At 42.0% G+C, this 16547-nt stretch carries 14 protein-coding genes, 2 tRNA genes and 1 pseudogene; 12 read left to right on the forward strand and 5 right to left on the reverse strand.

The window, feature by feature from the left end; genetic code table 11:
• Nucleotides 1-23: 23 nt before the first annotated feature.
• Nucleotides 24-854 carry a pyruvate formate-lyase-activating protein gene (pflA, locus tag GSR62_RS00210; protein WP_066023728.1) on the forward strand — a complete coding sequence of 277 codons (831 nt, stop codon included), beginning with the start codon at nt 24-26 and terminating at the stop codon, nt 852-854.
• Nucleotides 855-1001: 147 nt separating this feature from the next.
• The gene (locus tag GSR62_RS00215) at nt 1002-1502 is read left to right on the forward strand and encodes a hypothetical protein (RefSeq protein WP_035446962.1); all 501 of its coding nucleotides are present in this window, start codon (nt 1002-1004) and stop codon (nt 1500-1502) included.
• 80 nt (nt 1503-1582) lie between these two features.
• On the opposite strand, the pseudogene GSR62_RS00220 reads toward GSR62_RS00215, so the two are convergent.
• A pseudogene (locus GSR62_RS00220) lies at nt 1583-2287 on the reverse strand (SAM hydrolase/SAM-dependent halogenase family protein).
• A gap of 813 nt (nt 2288-3100) precedes the next feature.
• On the opposite strand from GSR62_RS00220, the gene GSR62_RS09425 reads away from it, so the two are divergent.
• A complete protein-coding gene (locus GSR62_RS09425) occupies nt 3101-3247 on the forward strand; it encodes a hypothetical protein (protein WP_168731169.1) in 147 nt (48 codons plus the stop codon).
• Between the two features lie 52 nt (nt 3248-3299).
• Here GSR62_RS09425 and GSR62_RS00225 read toward each other — a convergent pair whose 3' ends face one another.
• Both GSR62_RS00225 and GSR62_RS00230 read right to left on the reverse strand, forming a co-directional pair.
• On the reverse strand, nt 3300-3809 hold the full coding sequence (locus GSR62_RS00225; protein ID WP_066023726.1) for an acyl-CoA thioesterase: 510 nt from the start codon (nt 3807-3809) through the stop codon (nt 3300-3302).
• 129 nt (nt 3810-3938) lie between these two features.
• Entirely contained in the window at nt 3939-6602 is a 2664-nt protein-coding gene (locus GSR62_RS00230) for an HAD-IC family P-type ATPase (RefSeq protein ID WP_066023725.1), read from the reverse strand.
• Nucleotides 6603-7595: 993 nt separating this feature from the next.
• On the opposite strand from GSR62_RS00230, the gene GSR62_RS00235 reads away from it, so the two are divergent.
• Entirely contained in the window at nt 7596-8837 is a 1242-nt protein-coding gene (locus GSR62_RS00235) for a NupC/NupG family nucleoside CNT transporter (RefSeq protein WP_066023724.1), read from the forward strand.
• Nucleotides 8838-8889: 52 nt separating this feature from the next.
• On the opposite strand, the gene GSR62_RS00240 is transcribed toward GSR62_RS00235, so the two are convergent.
• Nucleotides 8890-9261 (reverse strand): DUF1304 domain-containing protein, encoded by a 372-nt coding sequence (locus GSR62_RS00240; RefSeq protein WP_066023723.1) that lies wholly within the window; start codon nt 9259-9261, stop codon nt 8890-8892.
• 191 nt (nt 9262-9452) lie between these two features.
• On the opposite strand from GSR62_RS00240, the gene GSR62_RS00245 reads away from it, so the two are divergent.
• From GSR62_RS00245 to GSR62_RS00255, 3 genes are all read left to right on the forward strand, one after another.
• Entirely contained in the window at nt 9453-10277 is an 825-nt protein-coding gene (locus GSR62_RS00245) for a pyridoxamine kinase (protein WP_066023722.1), read from the forward strand.
• A gap of 18 nt (nt 10278-10295) precedes the next feature.
• Nucleotides 10296-10862, forward strand: coding sequence for an ECF transporter S component (locus tag GSR62_RS00250; protein WP_179854462.1), 567 nt, complete (start codon nt 10296-10298; stop codon nt 10860-10862).
• Nucleotides 10863-10994: 132 nt separating this feature from the next.
• Nucleotides 10995-11067 (forward strand) — tRNA-Lys (locus tag GSR62_RS00255).
• 34 nt (nt 11068-11101) lie between these two features.
• Here GSR62_RS00255 and GSR62_RS00260 read toward each other — a convergent pair.
• Nucleotides 11102-11290 carry a helix-turn-helix domain-containing protein gene (locus tag GSR62_RS00260; protein ID WP_081451897.1) on the reverse strand — a complete coding sequence of 63 codons (189 nt, stop codon included), beginning with the start codon at nt 11288-11290 and terminating at the stop codon, nt 11102-11104.
• A 209-nt stretch (nt 11291-11499) separates the two neighbouring features.
• Here GSR62_RS00260 and GSR62_RS00265 point away from each other — a divergent pair.
• The 5 genes from GSR62_RS00265 (at nt 11500) to GSR62_RS00285 (ending at nt 16528) form a co-directional block, all read left to right on the forward strand.
• Nucleotides 11500-11572: transfer RNA gene (locus GSR62_RS00265), tRNA-Lys, on the forward strand.
• A 216-nt stretch (nt 11573-11788) separates the two neighbouring features.
• Nucleotides 11789-12502: a response regulator YycF gene (gene yycF, locus GSR62_RS00270; protein ID WP_056938488.1), complete on the forward strand. Its 714-nt coding sequence runs from the start codon at nt 11789-11791 to the stop codon at nt 12500-12502.
• Between the two features lies 1 nt (nt 12503).
• Nucleotides 12504-14369: a cell wall metabolism sensor histidine kinase WalK gene (gene walK / locus GSR62_RS00275; RefSeq protein WP_010690152.1), complete on the forward strand. Its 1866-nt coding sequence runs from the start codon at nt 12504-12506 to the stop codon at nt 14367-14369.
• A complete protein-coding gene (locus GSR62_RS00280; RefSeq protein ID WP_066023721.1) occupies nt 14359-15726 on the forward strand; it encodes a YycH family regulatory protein in 1368 nt (455 codons plus the stop codon). The genes walK and GSR62_RS00280 overlap by 11 nt, the downstream gene beginning before the upstream one ends.
• Complete coding sequence (locus GSR62_RS00285; protein ID WP_066023720.1) at nt 15716-16528, forward strand: two-component system regulatory protein YycI; 813 nt, start codon at nt 15716-15718, stop codon at nt 16526-16528. Before GSR62_RS00280 ends, GSR62_RS00285 begins: the two co-directional genes overlap by 11 nt.
• Nucleotides 16529-16547: the final 19 nt, after the last annotated feature.

Consider the following 16547-nt stretch of genomic DNA (forward strand, 5'->3'; position numbering starts at 1 on the left):
CAATTAGTAAAGGCGGCGTAATAATGAAAGCTAATCCATATATTAATCCAGTTCCAACTAAAGACGGTCAGGTTTTAGGCTACGTGCATTCCCTTGAAACCTTTGGCGCAGTCGATGGACCAGGGATCAGGTTTGTGGCTTTCATGCAGGGATGCAATATGCGTTGTAAGTTTTGCCACAATCCAGATACTTGGAAGAAAAATGTTGGGACGCAAATGACCGCCAGTGAACTTTTAGAAAAAGCTTTACCGTACCGAGCATTCTGGGGTGAAGACGGTGGGATCACCCTCTCAGGAGGCGAGATCTTATTGCAACCAGAATTTGCTTTGGAAGTGTTCAAGAAGTGTAAAGAACCTGGTATCAGCACTTGCTTGGACACATGTGGAGCGCCATTTACGCGCCGTGAACCATGGTTTAGCTTATTCAATGAGTTGCTGGAATATACCGACATTTTATTGGTGGACATCAAGCATATCAACTCCGATGAGCATAAACTCTTGACCGGTTATCCAAACGAGAACATTCTTGACATGTGTAAGTATCTATCTGAACTCGGTAAACCAGTTTGGATCAGACACGTTTTGGTCCCAGGGATCACCGACAATGATAAGTATTTAAAAGAACTCGGCGAATATATCAAGACGTTGAAAAATGTCGAGAAAGTCGAAGTCTTGCCTTATCACACAATGGGAGTTCGTAAGTATAAGGAAATGGGGATCAAGTATCGCTTGGAAGGTGTTGAACCGCCAACGGCTGATCGGATCGAAAATGCTGAAAAACTCCTTTGCGTAGATGACTATAAAGGCTATTTAACTTGGAAGCCAGGGATAAATACAAAAGAGCAGGGGCTTTAAGTCGTTGCTAACGAGCAGAGATCATTATGGTCTCTGCTTTTTTGATAGCCAAATAAGTCGAATAAATGACCACTTATGCTTACTTGGACTACCATGTGATAAAACAGTATATACTGAAGAAAATAATTGTAAAAAGAGGTGTTCGAGATGTCACATTCAGGACTTAAATTATCTGTGTTGACCAAGGTGGGCCTTGTCTTTTTAGTCGTTGCTCTTTCAGTGGCGGGGGTCTATCTTGTTACACAAGTAGCAACGCCCCTCCCAGCTGAGGTACCGCTTGAAGGAAAATTCTTTATTAATGCAATCACGCTCATTGGGACAGCGATCGGCTCTTTGATTGGTTTTTTAGTAATATGGGGTATCGGTCTCTTAGTGATCATAGCTAGCGATCAAGGCGATAAAGAGGCATTATTTTTGACACTGGTGATCGTTAATTGTCTGCTTAGTGTTTTTTCGGCTAGTTATATAGTGATCACAGGATCAGTCTTTGGATCAGCTTACGTGAATAATAATATCTTACAAATACTGCTCTTTGGTGTGATCTACTATCAGTTGAGTAAACAAGATAAGCGTGGAACATTATATCTGACCGGGACCTATGCTGTTTTAGAGGTGATCGGGATCGTGGTAGTGATGCTGATAAAATAAAAAAACTGATCGCGATGTTTGATTGTGACCAGTTTTTTGATCGTTCTATGTAAAGCTATCAGTGTAGACTGGTAGCTTTTTTAGTTGAATGGGTCATAAAAACGCCCATGATTCAATTTGAAGAGGTAAAGTGTGATCCCAAATAATGCGATAGCTAAAATGACGACGAACCAGTCGCTTGCTTTGAACGGTTGTTGTGTATACCAAGTCCGCTTTTTCTTTGAGCCAAAGCGCACATCTAAGATATCGACCATGCCGGTGATCGAATCGGCAGTGACGACTGGTGGCAATTTGACGATCGTGGCTGGGTCGATCTTAGGTCCAATATCAGAAAAATCGAGTTGGCCACTGGCTAAGCGGGCACCATTATAAGCGTAGACATCGTGGCCATGGAAGGTGTGACTTTCATCGGAGTGGGCAAGCGGCTCGTAGTTTCATTGATCTTACGGACGGCTTTTAAACCAAAAAATTTGGCGATATGCGTAAGGGTACCGTTGTCTGGTGTAATAAACATAGTGACCCGTTTTAGTGAGCGCACAGACGCTTTTACGGTCGCTTCCGACGCCAGGATCAACGACGAAAACAAAGACCGTTCCAACTGGCCAATAACTGAGCGTTTGGTAGAGACGATAGGAAGCTTCCCAAATGTTGTAAGGTGTGATCTCATGGGTCAGATCGGCCACATGCAATGCGGGAGCGATCGTTTTAGCGACACCATACATCACACTGACCGCACCATCTCCTAAACCAAAATCAGTTTGTAATACTAATTGCTTATTTGTCATCAAAATTCCACCTTTCTTTGCTAGAAACAAAAAACGCCCTCACGAAAGAATCGTCAGGACGTTTTACCGCGGTACCACCTTGATTTATAGTCAGCTCACACTGGCTATCTCATGAATTGGAGGCCCAGTTCGGACGTTAACGGCTCGCACCGTTGGACAGCTCCGAGTTCATCCGTGGCTAACATCTAGTTCTCTCAGCATTGAGCTAGTCTCTGTTGGGCGTTGCCACTCATCTCATCAAAGCGATAGTTCGATCAAGTTAGTGCGATTATAGCTGTTTTTGAAATGAACGTCAATTGTTTTTAGCTAGCTACGCAAAATTTTATCTCAAACAACCATAACTATTAACTTATGTATATTAAAAGTTTAATTAATAATAACATATAAAAGAATGTAAATGACTATGAAAGCAAGTTGGATAAGGCTTTGTGGCGGACTATAAGAAAAATCGTATTATTGTTGTTATTAAAGCTTTTAATGAATATTTGCGAATGAAAATGAATAAAAAAGAAGTCCAAAATTTTTTTATAGGGAAGTTTGCTTGTCTTACCACGGATAGTTGCGATAGTTAAAAAAATTGAACAATATTAATGCTTTATTTTTTGATGGTGGCGCGCTAGAATATAAAAGTAACGAAAATAAATGAACACGTGTTTGCTAGTTGGTGGTAGACATACGTGGCAGATCAAAGGTTAGATGTGGGCCTGCTATGAGTGTTCAATGTACGGTAAGAGAAGCGGGGCGCTTCAGATCTTGGAGAAAGGAAGGCTATATCCTTTTGGTGTTGCTCACATGATATAGTGCGGAACTAGTATGATGATCTCATCTAAGACGTCAACTGAAGAGTTGATCAGGACAGTTATGAACGAAAGAGATTGTAGTTATGAAGAAGCGATCAAGTTGTTATTGAACTTGGCGCAAGGTGCGGTCGATAGTGGTTCTTTAACGAACAAAAAATAATATTAAAAAAGCACGTCTTGAGATCGGCTCAAGGCGTGCTTTTTTGATAATTTTAACTTTGCCACGGAAAATCTAGGCTCAATGAAGCTTGAAGTTTCTTTTGTTCGGCTATTTTTTGGCGTCGATAAGCTTCGCGTTTTTGAAAGTCAGCACAGAGGCTTTTTTCTTCCAGTGTTTCAGCGCTCAGTTCGGGTAAAATGACTTGTTTATCTAAAACAACAAAGGTCAAAAAGGCGGTCATCCCTAAGAAACGTTCACCGGTATCGAGATGCTCGCCGATGACTTTGACGAAAACTTCGAGCGACCGTTTACCGTGCCCAGTCACGTAGCTTTCGATACATAGTGAGTCATTTAGCACAAAAGGCTTGATGAAGTTGACCTGGTCGAGGGCAGCTGTGACACATTGTGAGCGGGCAAAACGACTGGCAGAGATCGAGGCCGTCCCGTCGAGTAGAGATAGTAGTGCGCCCCCGTAGACAGTTTCATGTTCGTTTAGGTCGCTAGCTAGGATGCGATGGCTAGTCACGGCAAGTGTTTGCCGACACGAGATAGTTTCGGACATGTGGACACCTTCTTTTTTAGCTTTATTGTAACATAGGTGTTTGAGATCTAGCGCAAGAAGCGTGTGGCAATGGATAGCAAAAAAGCTCACCATGATGCCTAAACACCATGGTGAGCTTCTCATTTAAAATTAGTTTCTAGCCCGAGCTAAGCGAAGTTTAAAGAATTTATCCAATTCAGTCACAGCTAGCACGCTAAAACCGCAGACGATCGTCAAGATCCATTCGCCTAGTTGCATCCCCGTTGTGCTAAAGGCATCTTGCATGAATGGCAAGTAGGTCAATCCCATTTGTAACAAGATCATGATTAAGATGATCGAGAAGGCCTTTTTATTTGTAAATGAAGCACTCGAGAAGGCCGATTCTTCGGTGCGGATGTTGAACAAGTAGAAGATCTTGCTAAAGACGATGATATTGACCATCGCTGTACTTGCTAGCGTTGCCGAAGCACCTGTCGCGATCAGCAGCTCATAAGCACCTAAGCCGACTAAGGCGATCAGTAATGAAACATAGCCTAACTGAAGCATTTCACGTCCTGAGATCAAGCGGCTATTGCTCTTACGTGGTGGACGTTTCATCAAGTCACTTGCACCTGGTTCAAAGATGAACGCAAATTGGATCGTGATCGCAGAGACTAAGTTGATCCAAAGCAGTTGGGTCGCTTGCAAAGGCATCTCTTGGTTGAAAAGGATCGTCAAGAAGATGATCAGCCCTTCAGCAAATGAGGTCGGCAATAAGAAGAGGATACTCTTTTTGATATTGTCGTAGATCCGGCGACCTTCTTTGATCGCAGTAGCTAAAGTCGCAAAGTTATCATCGGTTAAGATCATATCGGAAGCTTCTTTAGCAGCGTCAGTTCCTTTGATCCCCATAGAAACCCCAATGTCAGCTTTTTTCAACGCAGGGGCATCATTGACACCGTCACCAGTCATCGCCGTAACCTTGCCACTTTGCTGTAAAGCTTCGATGATCTCGAGTTTGTTTTCCGGTGTTGTCCGAGCAAAGATCTGATTTTTAACGGCTGCTTCACACTTTTCTTTTGCCGTCAGTTGATCCCATTCTACTCCAGTGATCGTGTGCAATTCACCATCAGATAAGCCTAATTGACGTCCGATCGCAGCTGCGGTCAGGGGAGCGTCGCCGGTGATCATTTTGACTTCGACTTTGGCTTTGTTCATCTCACGTAAAGCTGTGATAACTTCTGGGCGTGGCGGGTCGATGATCCCGGTCAAGCCCAGGAAGGTAAAGCCATTTTCGAGATGTTCATGTTCTAGTTCAGTGATTTGGTCAGCGTCTTTGATCACACCTAAAGCCACGATGCGTTTGCCTTGGTTGGCTAAATGGTCGGCTTTGGCTTGCCAAAATGAACGCTCAAAGTTTGGATCTTGTTGTTGGGCAAAGTTGAACAACTTATCTGGTGCACCTTTCAGATAGATCTTTTTAGCACCATTTGAAAGCTGGATAAGGCTTGCCATGTAACGGTGGAACGAATCAAAAGGCAAGAGATCTAATTTTTCTAGTTGGACACTTTCTTTGTTTGGCATCAACTTGTGATAAGCGGTCAAGAAAGCTCCGTCAGTTGGTTCACCGTTGATCGTCCAAGTATCATCAACTTGGGTCAAAGTCGTATCGTTGGCAAAATAACCAGCTAAGAGAAGCTCTTTTAGCTTAGCTTCACGTTCAGTAGTCGCTTCACCATTGATAAATAACGTCCCAGTTGGAGCATAACCACTACCACTGACGGAAAAATGACGTTCATCAATGTAAATGTCGGTCACGGTCATTTCGTTTTTAGTCAATGTCCCGGTCTTATCTGTTGCGATCACATCGACCGCCCCCAATGTTTCAGCTGAAGGCAGTGATTTAACGATCGCATTTTTATTTTTAGCGAGGTCAGACACACCTAAAGCTAAGATCACCGAAGTCGTAGCTGGCAGGCCTTCAGGGATCGAGCCAACGATCATCGTTACGATCGCTAAAGTCAAGACGGGTAGGGAATAGGTCTCAAAGATAAAACCTAAGATAAACAGTAAGACGGCTGCCCCTAAAACGCAAAGTGAAACGGTTTTACCTAAAGCGTTGATCTCTTTGACTAATGGAGTTGGCCGCGTTTTAGCGCTAGCAACTGCGGTCGAGATCTTTCCTAATTCGGTTTTTTCACCGGTCGCTACGACCACGCCTAAACCAGAACCGTTGACGACTGTAGTGGATGAAAAAGCCATGTTTGCTTGTTCAGCCAAAGGTAAGTCAGCTGTTTCTAAAGCATCAGCGTGTTTGGTCACCGCATCTGCTTCACCCGTCAAAGCGGACTCTTTGATCCTAAGGTCAGCGGTCTTTATCAAACGTAGATCGGCGGGAACTTGGTCACCCGCTTCAAGAAAGACGACATCGCCCCGAACTAATTTGGTCGCATCGATATCTTGTCGGATCCCATCACGGTAGACCGTGGCGTTAGTTGCCAGCAAGTCTTTGATCTTAGCTAAAGCATCAGCGGCGTTTGCTTCTTGATAGTAACCGATCATAGCGTTGGCGATGATCACGACACTGATCACGATCGCGTCGGTATAGTGTCCTAGAAAAAGCGTCAATAGTGTCGCAAATAACAAGATATAGATGATCATGTTATTGAACTGGCGGATAAATAACAGCCAGTTTGGTGTTTTTTTAGCAACTAGGGCATTAGGCCCGTCACTTGCTAGTCTTTCAGTTGCAGTTTTGGTTGAAAGGCCCTGTAAAGGGTCCTCTTGCTCATAATTTTGTAGTAATTCTTCTAAATTCTTCTGATAAGGTCTCACTTATTATATTTCCTTTCTGTAATTCATATCTAGCACTAACATTTGCTGCCTAGCACTAACTACGATAGACAAAGAAAATCTTTTCTAAGCGTACAAAAATAGCGCGAGGCGGATAAGGGTCGTCCACTCGTGTTACCTACCTTTCTATGTGATTTAATAGTTCGAATAATTTAAGTATATTTTACTATGATAAGCAAGGGGATGGAACTGGTTACAAAGAGATTTAAAGTAAACTTAAAACAGCTTAGGTAAAGTTTAAGAGGTATGGCTTAGTAAATAGTGATGATATTAATAAAAAACGAAAAATATGATCTACATTGGATATAACATTCGTTTTAATTTCTAAAAACCTTGTTAAATACAGAAAAAGACCATGGAAGCTAGCTAGGAGTTCCATGGTCTATATTATATATAGCACAGTCAAATAGACCTTTCATCGCCACCTTTATGTTCTTTCACGATCTTATTTTACATTATTGGCGATCCGTTTATTTGAACTGTCGGGGGTGGTTCTAAAAGGAGGATCCAAGCCCTCAGACCAAAGTGTCCAAAACACCTGCTACGTCAATGTCAGACGCTAGTATGTGCGCAACATGTGAAGGCTTAATTGCCCCCTTTTCACCTTTAATTATACTAAATGACACTCAAAAGTCAAGCGCTTTCATTTTTTGGGCGTCATTCTTTACCACTTCCGAATGTTTTGCTAAAATTAAGTGTGATTTTAAATTATTTTTTGGTTAACATTATAATCTCTAGGTAATCGTTCGGAGATGGTATTGAGCAATGTTTGCTATTTTTGTAGTTTGTTAAGTTTATTACTTGCGATTGGTACGTATCTTTTGGCGGATTAAATTATATTTTTATTATTTTTAAAAATTAAACCATGTTAATAAAAATATTTACAAATCCCAAAGAAATAGATATACTAATTGGAGTTTTACAGTCATTTATAAATTGCTATTTATTTTATTGATAGAGAGAGGAGAAATAATCTTGTATTTAGCAATAAATGTTTTAGGTTTAGTGATCTTCCTTGCGGTCGGCGTGATCTTTTCTAAGAACCGCAGTGAGATCAATTGGCGTGGTGTAGGTACGATGATCATCTTTAACCTCGTATTAGCTTGGTTCTTGACCAGCTTTGAAGGTGGACGGATGATCGTTCAAGGTGCTGCTGCTGGTTTTAATGAATTGATGAAGATCGCATATATCGGGATCGAATTTGCACTTCCAAGCATGGTCCAAGTTAAACAAATGGACTGGTTCGTGCAAGTGTTGCTTCCAATTTTGATGGTCGTTCCATTGTTTGATATCTTGACTTATATCGGTATCTTGCCATGGATCATCAAGTGGATCGGACGTGGGTTATCCTTTATTACAGGACAACCTAAGTTTGAATCATTCTTTGCGATCGAAATGATGTTTCTTGGTAACACAGAAGCTTTGGCGGTTTCTTCTTTACAACTTAAGCAGATCAATGCTAAACGTAATTTAACGTTAGCGATGATGTCGATGAGCTGTGTGACAGCTTCGATCATCGGTGCTTATACGCAAATGATGCCTGGGGAATATATCCTTACGGCGGTTCCAGTCAACGTTATCAATGCGTTGATCGTAGTTGCTTTATTGAACCCAGTCACTGTTACACCAGAAGAAGACACGATCGCTACGATGAAAGGCTCAGCGATGGCTGAAACTGAGATCGGTGATGTTGATGCTGATGGTAATGCTAAAAAAGAACCATTCTTCTCCTTCTTGGGTGATTCCATCTTAGGCGCTGGTCGCTTGGTCTTGATCATTGCCGCTAACGTTATCGCCTTTGTTGCTTTGGCAGCCTTGATCGATAAGTTACTTGGTATGATCAATCCTTGGCTTTCCTTGGAACACATTCTCGGGATTATTATGTACCCACTTGCATGGTTGATGGGCTTACCACACGGCGAAGCTTTCCAATTTGCACAATATATGGGTACAAAATTAGTTACAAATGAATTTGTTGTTATGGGTCGTGTAACAAGCACGATCAATGACTTTGCACCACACTACAAAGCTGTCTTGACAGTCTTTGTAACTTCCTTTGCTAACTTCTCAACGGTCGGGATGATCATTGGCTGTTTCAAAGGTATCGTTGATCGTGAAAAGAACGATCTTATCTCCAAAAACGTTGGCTACATGTTGCTTTCAGGGGTCTTAGTTTCCCTCTTATCTGCAGCAATGGTTGGTTTATTCGTTTGGTAAAATAAATAGTAATAAAAATGGTCGCTTGAATTTTCATTCAGGCGACCCTTTTTTATTTAAAGATCAAAAGTGCAAGTAAAGCCAGGATAGCTGGTGTTCCTTGGGCAAGTAGGATCTTAGGGTTCTTAGCACTTAACCAGCCATAGACTGCGGCGACAATAACGAAGATCACAAACATCATACTCCCCATATATTGAGCATTTTCTGGGAAAATAAAGCGACAGGTCAAGAGACCGATACCGATAAAACCATTGTATAGTCCTTGGTTAGCCATTGCGACACGCGCTTCGGGCATTTTGAGATACTCTTTTCTAAGGCCAAAAGTTTGATGTAATTTTTCTTCACTCCCAAACATTTCCAGTCCCATGATATAGAGAGCTTCCAGGGCAACGACTATGATCAGGACAGTTGAGATGATCGACATGCAAAAAACTCCTTTAACTAAATTAATAGAAGTATTATATAATGTTGCATGCAATAATTCCACAATTAAATGCAAAAGAATGCCAAATGCCGTGGTTAGTAAACATTAAAGATGATATAATACATACAAGCTCTTATGTTTGAGCGCTCTAACAGATATCAGTTGCAGATGTATGAAAAGGATGTGACAGAATGCATGCCGATGTTTTGATCAGTCAGGATCTGTCCTGTGTGGGTCAGGTTTCCATGAGTGTAGCGCTACCCTTGCTGGCGGCTGCAAACTTGAGACCAGATGTTTTACCGACCTCACTCTTATCAACGCATACGGGGGGCTTTGGTGAAAATACCTACTTAGATCTTTCTTCTGAAATGGCACACATTCTCCAGCATTGGCAAAAATTACAACTTAGGTTTTCAGCCGTCTATCTGGGATATTTGGGGGCTAGACCTTTAGATGTGATCTTACAGCATTTGTCAGTTCTTAAGACACCTGAAACGCTTTTTTTAGTTGATCCCGTAATGGCCGACCATGGTAAACTTTACCGCGGTTTTGACATGAATTATGTAGCACAGATGCGCAAATTAGTGCACCAAGCAACGATCGCAACTCCAAATTTAACGGAAGCCCAACTGCTTTTAGATGAGGCTTTGACTACTTCTCCACTAGCGATCGCTGAAGCAACGCAACTGCTTGTGCGTTTTGCAACTAAATTCAAGTTAGAAACTGCGATCTTAACTGGGATAGACTGCGGTGACAAGATCGCCGTGATCGGTTATGAAATGGGCCAAACTTGGATCTTGACGCGTCCCAAATTGGCTGGGAACTTTTTTGGGACAGGTGATCTGTTTGCCAGTGCTTTACTGGCGGGGATCATGAAGGGGAAAGCGGTCAAGGCTGCTGCGAATCTCGCGATGGAATTTATTTTTCAGGCGATAAAGCTGACACCGACCCCTAGAGATCAGCGTTTTGGCGTCGATTATGCGCGTGCATTACCATATTTGTTAGAAAAGTTATGATTTTTTGGAGGAAATACTATGTTGCGTGACCAGCAAAATACATTGCGGGCGGTCATTTTAACGGGTCTATTTGCTGCACTGATCTATATTGGCATTTGGACGTTACGGATCCCGATCCCTGCGATGGTCGGCCGCCCGTTTATCCATTTTGGCAATACATTGACAGTAACAGCGATTCTTTTTTTGGGAAAACGCAATGGTATGTTGGCCGGTATCATTGGCCTGGGTGGTTTTGATATCTTAAATGGATACATTGCTGTCTCTTGGCTGACGATGCTTGAGGTCATAGTTGTAGCTTTGATAATTTCCGGACTTTTCAAGGCTATGAGATATGTTGACAGTCAGCGAAATATCATGATTTTGGCGATAGCTGCAGGATCGACTAAGATCGTGACTTCGTATCTAGCTTCGATCGTTGAAGCATCGATGGTCGGGACAAGCTTTAAAACAGCTGCGGTGGCCGCCTTTTTCAGCTTACCGGCGACTGTCATCAATTCCATTTCAACGGCGATCTGCGTACCATTATTGTATTTCGTGATCAAAAAGATCTACACCTTGGTGCATCAGCGCCGAGGCTCATTATAAACAACTGAATTTAGAAAATAAGATCTGTTTGGGGTTGTCCAAACAGATCTTATTTTTATCCATAAAAATATTTTTAAAATTTTGCTTGTTTTAGCAGGGCTTCTTTGCTATAATATTTTTTGTTGATAAATTGGGTGGTTAGCTCAGCTGGCAGAGCAACGGACTCTTAATCCGTGGGTCCAGGGTTCGATCCCCTGACCACCCATCACTTTCCCCGAGGGCATATCTCGGGGATTTTTTTATGCCTGATAATTTTGGAGCCTAAACTGCTTAGGTGTCATTCCTGTGAGACGCTTGAAAGTTTTAGCGAAATGGGCGTAGTCACTAAAGCCCAATACTTGCGGGAGCTTTTGAATATCGCTGCTAGTACACAGTAACTGTTTGGCAACTGTGACCCGTTGCAAAATGATGTATTGGCGGATCGTCATCTGCAGTTCAGTTTTGAAAAGGTATCTTGATCCAGCCTAATAAAGAGAAAAAGGTTGACGAATCTACTGCGAGAAGTAAACAAAAATTAAGGCGGGCTACTCGCAAATAATTGATCGGAAAGGATCTTTGTGGTGCATTTTTAGTTTTTTACCAAAAAACTCTTGCGCTTTGGTCATTTCTTTGATATAGTATTATTCGTTGATGAAATGGGTGGTTAGCTCAGCTGGCAGAGCAACGGACTCTTAATCCGTGGGTCCAGGGTTCGATCCCCTGACCACCCATCAGAGATTTACTAACAGCAATTGCAGATCTTGCTCTGTAGTTGCTGTTTTTTTGTGTATTTTGAACGAAACGGTCAGGGCCATGCTACTGAGTTTCTGTAACCGAAGCTGAGTTTGTAGTACAATAGGGGTGGTATGATCTATTGAACTACATCCAAGGGGCAGTAGTGCCCACAGTGATATGTATGTAATTTATATAAAGAGGAATTTAAACTTATGAAAAAGATTTTAGTTGTAGATGATGAGAAACCGATCTTAGATATCATTAAGTTCAATCTGACCAAAGAAGGTTACGATGTATACACTGCCGAAGATGGTCAAGAAGCTTTAGATAAGGTCGAAGAGGTCTTGCCTGATCTGATCATTTTGGATCTGATGTTACCTAAAGTCGATGGACTCGAAGTAGCACGGGAAGTCCGGAAAAAATATGAAATGCCTATCATTATGGTGACGGCTAAAGATACTGAATTAGATAAGGTCTTAGGCTTAGAAATGGGTGCTGATGACTATGTGACCAAACCATTTTCTAACCGTGAATTGATCGCCCGGGTCAAGGCTAATTTACGGCGCCAAGCAACCGTAGTAGCCAGTGCTCAAAGTGAAGAAAAAGAAAAAAATAGTGACATTGTGATTGGAAACTTAACGATCCACCCGGAAGCATATGTGGTCTCTAAAAATGATGAAAATATCGAATTGACCCACCGTGAATTTGAATTGCTTTACTATTTAGCCAAACACATTGGGCAAGTCATGACTCGAGAACACTTGTTGCAGACAGTCTGGGGTTATGATTACTTTGGGGATGTTCGGACAGTTGACGTAACGGTCCGCCGTTTGCGCGAAAAGATCGAAGATAACCCTAGTCGCCCAGTCTGGTTGGTAACACGCCGTGGGGTCGGCTATTATTTACGTAATCCAGAGGCCGAGTAAAATGAATAAGAAATTGCATTTTTTCCAGTCGATCCATTTTAAGATCGCACTGGTTTTTGCTTTACTGTTGTTTTTAGCCTTTCAGATCGTTGGTGCGGTGTTTGTGCAACGCTTAAAAAGTGAGAATTTAAAACAATTTAAGCAAAGTGTGGAAATGCCAGCTTATGTCAATAATTTGCTAGTCACGCAATTGAATGAAGCCGATACGAGTGAAGCAAATGAGCGGATCAAAAATATCTTAGATGATATCAATAATAATAATATTTCAGATATTCAAGTCGTAGATGCTAAAGGTGTGATCCGGGGCGAAAATAATGTGAATAATCGCTCGATGATCGGGCAAAAAGCAACGAATAGTAGCATTAAACAAGTTTTGTACAGTGGACGTAATTTCTCGCAGACGATGTACAATGAACGGGATAACCGGCGCTACTACATCGCGATCACCCCGTTGTTCAACACTTCAGGCAACAACAATACAGTCGTCGGTGCAGTCTATGTCCGCGCTAATTTGGAAAGTGTTTACGATTCGGTCAATGACGTCATCGTGATCTTTGCGACCGCAGCATTGATCGCTACGGGGATCGGGTTAGCCCTTGCGATCCTTGTTTCAAGTGCGATCACTCGTCCGATCGATGAAATGAAAAAGCAAACTGCACGGATCGCTCGTGGAGATTATTCCGGTCAAGTCCAAGTCTATGGCCGTGATGAATTGGGACAATTAGCCCAGGCCGTTAATAATTTATCGGCACGGGTCGAAGAAGCTCAAGAAGTGACCGAATCAGAGCGGCGGCGTTTGGATCTTATCTTATCGCACATGTCAGATGGGGTGATCGCTACTGACCGTGGGGGCAAGATCACGATCATCAACGACATGGCGTGTGAAGCTTTAGAAGTCGAACCCGATGAGGTCAGAAATAAGTCGATCCTAGATATTTTGAATATCCGGGATAAATATACGATCCGCGAACTTTTGGAAAATCAAAATGAGATCATTTTGGATGAATTAGACACCAATCGCGATCAGATCTTAAATGCCAATTTTTCGTTGATCCAACGACGTTCAGGTTTTATCATCGGGATCGTATGTGTCTTGCATGATATCACCGAACAGCAACGAATCGATCGCGAGCGGCGCCAATTTGTTTCCAACGTTTCGCACGAATTGCGGACACCATTGACGAGTATGCGCAGTTACATTGAAGCGTTGAATGAAGGTGCTTGGCAAGACCCTGAGATCGCCCCAGCCTTTTTAAAGGTCACACAAGAAGAGACCGACCGGATGATCCGGATGATCAATGACCTTTTGAGTTTATCGCGAATGGATCTTGGAAAAGTCGAGTTAGACTTGGAGTTAGTCAACTTAAACGAATTGTTCAACTATATCTTGAATCGTTTTGATATGATGCTTGAAAAGGACAACAATGATACCCGCGAAGTGACAAAAAATTATACGATCAAACGCGATTTTACCGATAAGACACTTTGGGTCGAAGTCGATACCGACAAGATCATCCAAGTGGTAGATAATATCATGAATAATGCGATCAAGTATTCACCCGATGGCGGTGTGATCACTTGTCGTCTGTTAGAGACGCATAATCATGTCATCATGAGTATCTCTGATCAAGGTCTTGGGATGCCCAAAAAAGAACTAGCGCATATCTTTGAGCGTTTCTATCGTGTTGATAAGGCACGTTCACGGGCGCAAGGTGGGACTGGTCTTGGACTAGCGATCTCTAAAGAAGTGATCGAGTTGCATCATGGCCGGATCTGGGTCGACAGTACAGAAGGGAAGGGTTCGACCTTCTATATCTCACTACCATATGAAGAATACGAGGAAGGAGATCTATGGGATGAAGAATAAACGCTTAAATGGGTGGTTTTTGCATACCATTTTGATCCTTGCGGTGTTATTTAGTGTTGTTTTTACAGCTTTGATATGGGTAACACCGGTGTATTTTCAGCATTTAGCTGGGATGGCAGCTTCAGATAAGACCAAAGTTATCAATGATGACGCTAATACAACAGATAAGAAGAAATTAACTGATGTTTATCGCCCAGTCTCGATCACGGTGATGGATAAAAAGCATCCGAGCCGGCTTTTGAGCAACCGGATCGATGTGGTCGAACTGATGATGAACTCTTTAGAGAAAAGTAAATTTACTGAGATCGAAGAACCAGAGACCGTCAGCAAAAATGAATATCTAAAACTGATGCGGACGCCTAATTCTTACCAGTTAAATTATGGTTCCGAGCTCTCCTTTGGGGTCTTGAAGCAATATCTTGCTGAACAACCAGCCAAGAGTGAAAATTACAGTTTTGATCGGATCGTGATCAGTTATGATGGTTCGAAGGTCTATTTTTTAGAAGATGCAGGCCTCAAAGTATATAAGGCCAAGTTGACTAAATATGATAAAACTAAGCTCAATAACGTTCATAAGACTAAGGGGCTCAAGCGCTATAAACTTAGCTATGAATACCAAAACGGTCGTCTGATCCAGTATTATGAAGATCAGATCACAGTTCCGCGTTATAGTTATTTATACAATAAAGAAAATGTGGGAATGTACGTTACCCGCTTGTTAGGGGCTGAAAAGAGCAGTACTTCATCGTTGACGACCCGTGAACAAGATGGCGTAACGGTCTATTCCGACGATTCGGGTCAAAAATTGAGCATCCGCGATAAAACTGGCTTGATAACCTATACGGATTATCTGACTGATGAGACGGGACGCCAAAATTGGACTTTAGATGATCATTTAACGAATGATTTTACTGATCTCGAGCAATTAGGCGTCAGTTTAGCCGATGTTAAGTATTCTGAGTACGATATGCAGGAAAAAAATGTCATCTATCGCAGTTACATCGATGGTTTTCCTGTGATCTCGGCGCGCGATTTTGGGACTTATCAGATCAAAAATCGCGTTCGCAGCAAGAAACTGGTCTTTTCGCAATGTAGTCTACAAGTTCCAGTGCCAGCAGCGGGTAAAGCTGTGACACTCAAGCAGACAAATGAGATCTTGCCTGAGTTACAAAATGCTGATGTCAATTTGGATAAGATCAGTGATATTCAGATCGGGTATACGGTCTCGCAAAATAGTACCGCTTCACTGGTCATTGATCTGACACCGACATATTTTGTTAAATACAATAATGTTTGGATCAATTATCAAGATCTGATCTCAGGGAAGAAATGGGGGGATAACGACAATGAATTTTAAGCGTATCGAATGGATCTTTGTCATTGCCTTTATCGCCTTAGATATCTTCTTGTTGAGTGTTTATGTGACACAAAATGATACGATCGATCAACGAACGAGTTCGTTTTCTACGACTAGTACTTCGGGCTCTATATTAAAGAGTATCAAAAATGATCAGATCTCTTACGGGCAGCTATCGGATAAACCTCAAGCTGGTTATTATGTTTCCAGTGCAAATTCAAATATTTTGCGGGAAAAAGCAGACCAGTTGCATTATAGTTGGGAATATGCCAACCATAAATTAACGGTCAACTTTACGGATGGTTTAAAACTAGTCGATCCAGACAAACCGCAAGCAACAATAGATGAATTTTTAAAAGATAATAGTATCGTTCTTTTTGGTAAGGAGTATACTTACAATAAGGATCTCTCAACTAAATCCGTGGTCGTTTACACGCAGATGATCTATGGGGCCCCAGTGTACTCGAATGATGGTCAGATCCGCTTTGAGGTAAAAAATGGCTATGTAACAGGCTATACGCAAGGCTATATGAATGATGTTCAGATCTTGCGGGAAAAGCGGGAAACGATCAGCCAAGAACGGGCGTTGATCTGGTTGTATCAATACAACAAGTTGCCCGCTAATACACAAGTTTTGTGGTGTCATTTAGGGTATACACGGTTATTATCGGTGAATAACAGCATCGTATATATTCCAACTTGGAATTTCTGTATCAAAAACAGTAATACAGGTAACATCCAGTATCGGCGGATCAATGCCTTTATGGGTAGTGTGATGGATGAGACGATCAGTGTTAAATAAACGAGAAAGGGTAGCTTGA

Source organism: Ligilactobacillus animalis, assembly GCF_009933595.1.
In the GTDB taxonomy this organism is placed as follows: domain Bacteria; phylum Bacillota; class Bacilli; order Lactobacillales; family Lactobacillaceae; genus Ligilactobacillus; species Ligilactobacillus animalis.

Bases quoted from the DNA above. Each gene is read 5' to 3' on its own strand.
- pflA (WP_066023728.1), top strand. From the start codon at position 24: ATGAAAGCTAATCCATATATTAATCCAGTTCCAACTAAAGACGGTCAG.
- GSR62_RS00215 (WP_035446962.1), top strand. From the start codon at position 1,002: ATGTCACATTCAGGACTTAAATTATCTGTGTTGACCAAGGTGGGCCTT.
- GSR62_RS09425 (WP_168731169.1), top strand. From the start codon at position 3,101: ATGATGATCTCATCTAAGACGTCAACTGAAGAGTTGATCAGGACAGTT.
- GSR62_RS00225 (WP_066023726.1), bottom strand. From the start codon at position 3,809: ATGTCCGAAACTATCTCGTGTCGGCAAACACTTGCCGTGACTAGCCAT.
- GSR62_RS00240 (WP_066023723.1), bottom strand. From the start codon at position 9,261: ATGTCGATCATCTCAACTGTCCTGATCATAGTCGTTGCCCTGGAAGCT.
- GSR62_RS00245 (WP_066023722.1), top strand. From the start codon at position 9,453: ATGCATGCCGATGTTTTGATCAGTCAGGATCTGTCCTGTGTGGGTCAG.
- GSR62_RS00250 (WP_179854462.1), top strand. From the start codon at position 10,296: ATGTTGCGTGACCAGCAAAATACATTGCGGGCGGTCATTTTAACGGGT.
- GSR62_RS00260 (WP_081451897.1), bottom strand. From the start codon at position 11,290: ATGACGATCCGCCAATACATCATTTTGCAACGGGTCACAGTTGCCAAA.
- yycF (WP_056938488.1), top strand. From the start codon at position 11,789: ATGAAAAAGATTTTAGTTGTAGATGATGAGAAACCGATCTTAGATATC.
- walK (WP_010690152.1), top strand. From the start codon at position 12,504: ATGAATAAGAAATTGCATTTTTTCCAGTCGATCCATTTTAAGATCGCA.
- GSR62_RS00280 (WP_066023721.1), top strand. From the start codon at position 14,359: ATGAAGAATAAACGCTTAAATGGGTGGTTTTTGCATACCATTTTGATC.
- GSR62_RS00285 (WP_066023720.1), top strand. From the start codon at position 15,716: ATGAATTTTAAGCGTATCGAATGGATCTTTGTCATTGCCTTTATCGCC.